This window comes from Rhizobacter sp. P3_B12 (genome assembly GCF_056402895.1).
In genome coordinates this window covers 1-3,637 of the sequence record NZ_JBFUGN010000635.1, presented here as the reverse complement: position 1 = coordinate 3,637, position 3,637 = coordinate 1, and the positions used below count along the sequence as shown (strand labels likewise).

3 protein-coding genes and 2 pseudogenes are annotated in these 3,637 nt (G+C 69.8%); all 5 read left to right on the top strand.

Features of this window, described 5'->3' with window-relative positions:
- A pseudogene (locus AC1D01_RS25165) lies at positions 1 to 220 on the top strand (thymidine phosphorylase); the annotation flags it as partial.
- The gene (locus tag AC1D01_RS25160) at positions 217 to 606 is read left to right on the top strand and encodes a cytidine deaminase (RefSeq protein ID WP_477871219.1); all 390 of its coding nucleotides are present in this window, start codon (positions 217 to 219) and stop codon (positions 604 to 606) included. The pseudogene AC1D01_RS25165 and the gene AC1D01_RS25160, both read left to right, overlap by 4 nt.
- Positions 607 to 742: 136 nt before the next feature.
- Positions 743 to 1,723 carry a BMP family lipoprotein gene (locus AC1D01_RS25155; protein ID WP_477871217.1) on the top strand — a complete coding sequence of 327 codons (981 nt, stop codon included), beginning with the start codon at positions 743 to 745 and terminating at the stop codon, positions 1,721 to 1,723.
- 4 nt (positions 1,724 to 1,727) lie between these two features.
- Complete coding sequence (locus tag AC1D01_RS25150) at positions 1,728 to 3,296, top strand: ABC transporter ATP-binding protein (protein ID WP_477871215.1); 1,569 nt, start codon at positions 1,728 to 1,730, stop codon at positions 3,294 to 3,296.
- Positions 3,293 to 3,637 (top strand): annotated as a pseudogene (locus AC1D01_RS25145) (ABC transporter permease); the annotation flags it as partial. The gene AC1D01_RS25150 and the pseudogene AC1D01_RS25145, both read left to right, overlap by 4 nt.

The window sequence follows — 3,637 nt, the reverse complement described above, 5'->3', positions numbered from 1 at the left end:
CCGCAGCGGCGACGCCATCGACCCGTCGGTCGGCCTGTCGGACCTGCTGCCGATCGGCACCCGCGTAGAAGCGGGCGCGCCGCTCGCCCGGGTGCACGCGCGCACGGCCGCCGAGGCCGACGAAGCCATCGCCGCGGTGCGCAGCGCCTGCGCAATCACCGACCACGCGCCCGCACCGACACCACTGATCGCCGAACACATCACCAGGACGACCCCATGACCGACGATGACCTGATCGCCGAGGCTCGCCAGGCACGCGATGCCGCCTACGCGCCGTACTCCGAGTTCTTCGTCGGTGCCGCGCTGCTGGCCGCCGACGGCCGTGTGTTCCACGGCTGCAATGTCGAGAACGCGTCCTACGGCCTGTGCAATTGCGCCGAGCGCACGGCGTTCTTCACCGCGATCGCGGCCGGCGTGCCGGTCGACGGTTTCGCACGGCTGGCGGTGATCGGCGACACCCCGGGCCCGATCTCGCCGTGCGGCGCGTGCCGGCAGGTGATGTTCGAGCTTRGCGGCCCGCAATTGCCGGTGCTGCTGACGAACCTGGCAGGCGCACGCCGCGAAACGACGGCCGGCGAGTTGCTGCCTGACGGATTTCGCCTGTAGCCCGGATGCCAGTCCGGGGTTGGTCCGACACATCCCGGATTGGCATCCGGGCTACGGGTTTCCCCGTCACGCGATGGCCGTTGATGTGCACGCTTCTTGCGAGAATGATCCGCACCATTTTTCAGGGACACCACGAATGAAGCGCATCGCCTTCACCCTGGCCTTCGCGGCCACCGCCATCGCCGCCCAGGCCGAACCGGCCATCGTCTACGACGCYGGCGGCAAGTTCGACAAGTCGTTCAACGAAGCCGCCTACAACGGCATCGAGCGCTTCAAGAAGGAGACCGGCACCGCCTACCTCGACTTCGAGATCTCCAACGACACCCAGCGCGAGCAGGCGCTGCGCCGCATGGCGCAGAAGGGGTCGGACCCGGTGATCGCGGTCGGCTTCGGCCATGCGTCGGCGCTCGAGAAGGTGGCCAAGGAATTTCCGAAGGTGCACTTCGCGATCATCGATTCCGAGGTCAAGCAGCCCAACGTGCAATCGGTGCTGTTCAAGGACCAGGAAGGCTCGTTCCTCGCCGGCTGGCTGGCCGCGACGACCAGCAAGTCGGGCAAGGTCGGCTTCGTCGGCGGCATGGACGTGCCGCTGATCCGCCGCTTCCAGTGCGGCTACGAGCAGGGCGCGAAGGTCGCGAACCCGAAGGTCGAGGTCGTCAGCAACATGACCGGCACGACGCCGTCGGCCTGGAGCGACCCGACGCGCGGCGGCGAACTCGCGAAGGCCCAGTTCTCGCGCGGCGTCGACGTCGTCTTCGCGGCCGCCGGCGGCACCGGCATCGGCGTCTACCAGGCCGCCAAGGACCAGGGCAAGCTCGCGATCGGCGTCGACAGCAACCAGAACCACCTGCAGCCGGGCACGATGCTGTCGTCGATGCTCAAGCGCGTCGACAACGCGGTCTACGGCCTCGTCAGCTCGGCGAAGAACGGCAGCTGGAAGCCCGGCCTCGTCGTGCTCGGTCTGAAGGAGCAGGGCGTCGGCCTCGCGATGGACCAATACAACGCGAAGCTCGTGGGCGACGACACGAAGAAGAAGCTCGCCGCGGTGGAAGCCGACATCGTGTCGGGCAAGCAATCGGTTGCGAACTACAGTCCCGAGGCCGGCTGCAAGTACTGATGTCTTGAAACTGCGCACCTTGAGCCCCGACCTCGCCGTCGAACTGAGCGGCATCCACAAGACCTTCGGCGCGGTGCACGCCAACCGCGGCGTGAACCTCGCGGTGCAGCGCGGCAGCGTGCACGGCATCGTCGGCGAGAACGGTGCCGGCAAGTCGACGCTGATGAGCATCCTCTACGGCTTCTACCCGGCCGACGAGGGCAGCATCGCGATCGACGGCAAGCCGGTCGCGCTGCGCGGCACGCATGACGCCATCGCGCACGGCATCGGCATGGTGCACCAGCACTTCATGCTGGTCGACCGCTTCACCGTGCTCGAGAACGTGGTGCTCGGTGCGGAGCAGGGCTTCGCGCTGTCGAAGAGCCTGGCCGCGGCGCGCCGCGAGCTGCAGCGGCTGGAGCAGGAGTTCGGGCKCGTCGTCGACCCGGATGCCCGCGTGTCCGAGCTGCCGGTGGGCGTGCTGCAGCGGGTCGAGATCCTGAAGGCGCTGTTCCGCGGCGCGCGCATCCTGATCCTCGACGAACCGACCGGCGTGCTGACGCCGCAGGAGACCGAAGCGCTGTTCCGCGTGCTCGCCACGCTGAAGGCGCGCGGCGTCACGGTGCTGCTGATCACGCACAAGCTGAAGGAGATCCTGGCGGTGACCGACCGCGTCACGGTGATGCGCGGCGGCAGCGTCGTCGCCGACCGCGAGACCGCGCAGACCAGCGAGGCCGAACTGGCCGAGCTGATGGTGGGCCGCCAGGTGCAGCGCTCCGGCGCGCGTCTCGCGCGCGAGCGCGGCGAGCTGCGGTTGCAGGCGCAAGGCCTGAGCTGGCGCGATGCCGGTGGCGTGCTGCGCTTGCAGGACGTGTCGCTCGACCTGCATGCCGGCGAGATCGTCGGCGTGGCCGGCGTCTCGGGCAACGGGCAGAGCGAGCTGCTGGCGCTGCTGAGCACGCTGCAGCCGCTGCAGCAGGGGCGGCTGCGCATCGCACGCGAAGACGGTGGCCAGGTCGACATCGACGCCAGCCATCCCGGCAACCCGCACCGGCTGCGCGAGCTCGGCATCGCGCACGTGCCGGAAGACCGCCACCGCCTCGGGCTGGTGCTCGGCTTCGAGGCCTGGGAGTCGTCGCTGCTCGGCTATGTGGACGACGCGGCGCTGCAGCGCGGCCCGTTCATCGCCGGCGCGCAGGCGCGCACGCAGTGCCGGCAGATGATGGAGGAGTTCGACGTGCGGCCGCGCAACGAGCGGCTCGCGTCGTCGAAGTTCTCCGGCGGCAACCAGCAGAAGCTGATCCTCGCGCGCGAGTTCCGGCGCGCGCCGCGCGTGCTGCTGATCGGGCAGCCGACGCGCGGCGTCGACATCGGCGCGATCGAATACATCCACCGCCGCATCGTCGGGCTGCGCGATGCCGGCTGCGCGGTGCTGCTGGTGTCGACCGAGCTGGACGAGATCCTCGCGCTGTCCGACCGCATCGTCGTGATGAGCGGCGGGCGCATCACCGGCGAGGTCGCGCGCGACGAGGCGGACGAGACGCGGCTCGGCTGCCTGATGGGCGATGCCCGCGCGACCGGGGTGCCGGCATGAAGCACGTGCCTGCGGTGCTGCCGCGCTGGATCGACGTGCTGTTGCTGCCGGTGCTGAACGTCGCGATGGCGCTGCTCGCCGCCGGCCTGGTGGTCTGGGCGATCGGGCAGAACCCGTTCACCGCGGTGCAGCTGCTGGTGCAGGGCGCGTTCGGCAGCGAGCTCGCGTGGAGCTACACGCTGTACTACACGACCAACTTCATCTGCACCGGGCTGGCGGTGGCGGTGGCCTTCCATTGCGGGCACTTCAACATCGGCGCCGAGGGGCAGGGCACGGTCGGCGGGCTGGGCGTCGGCCTCGTGCTGCTGGCGGGCGACGCGTGGCTCGCCCCGGCCCTGCTG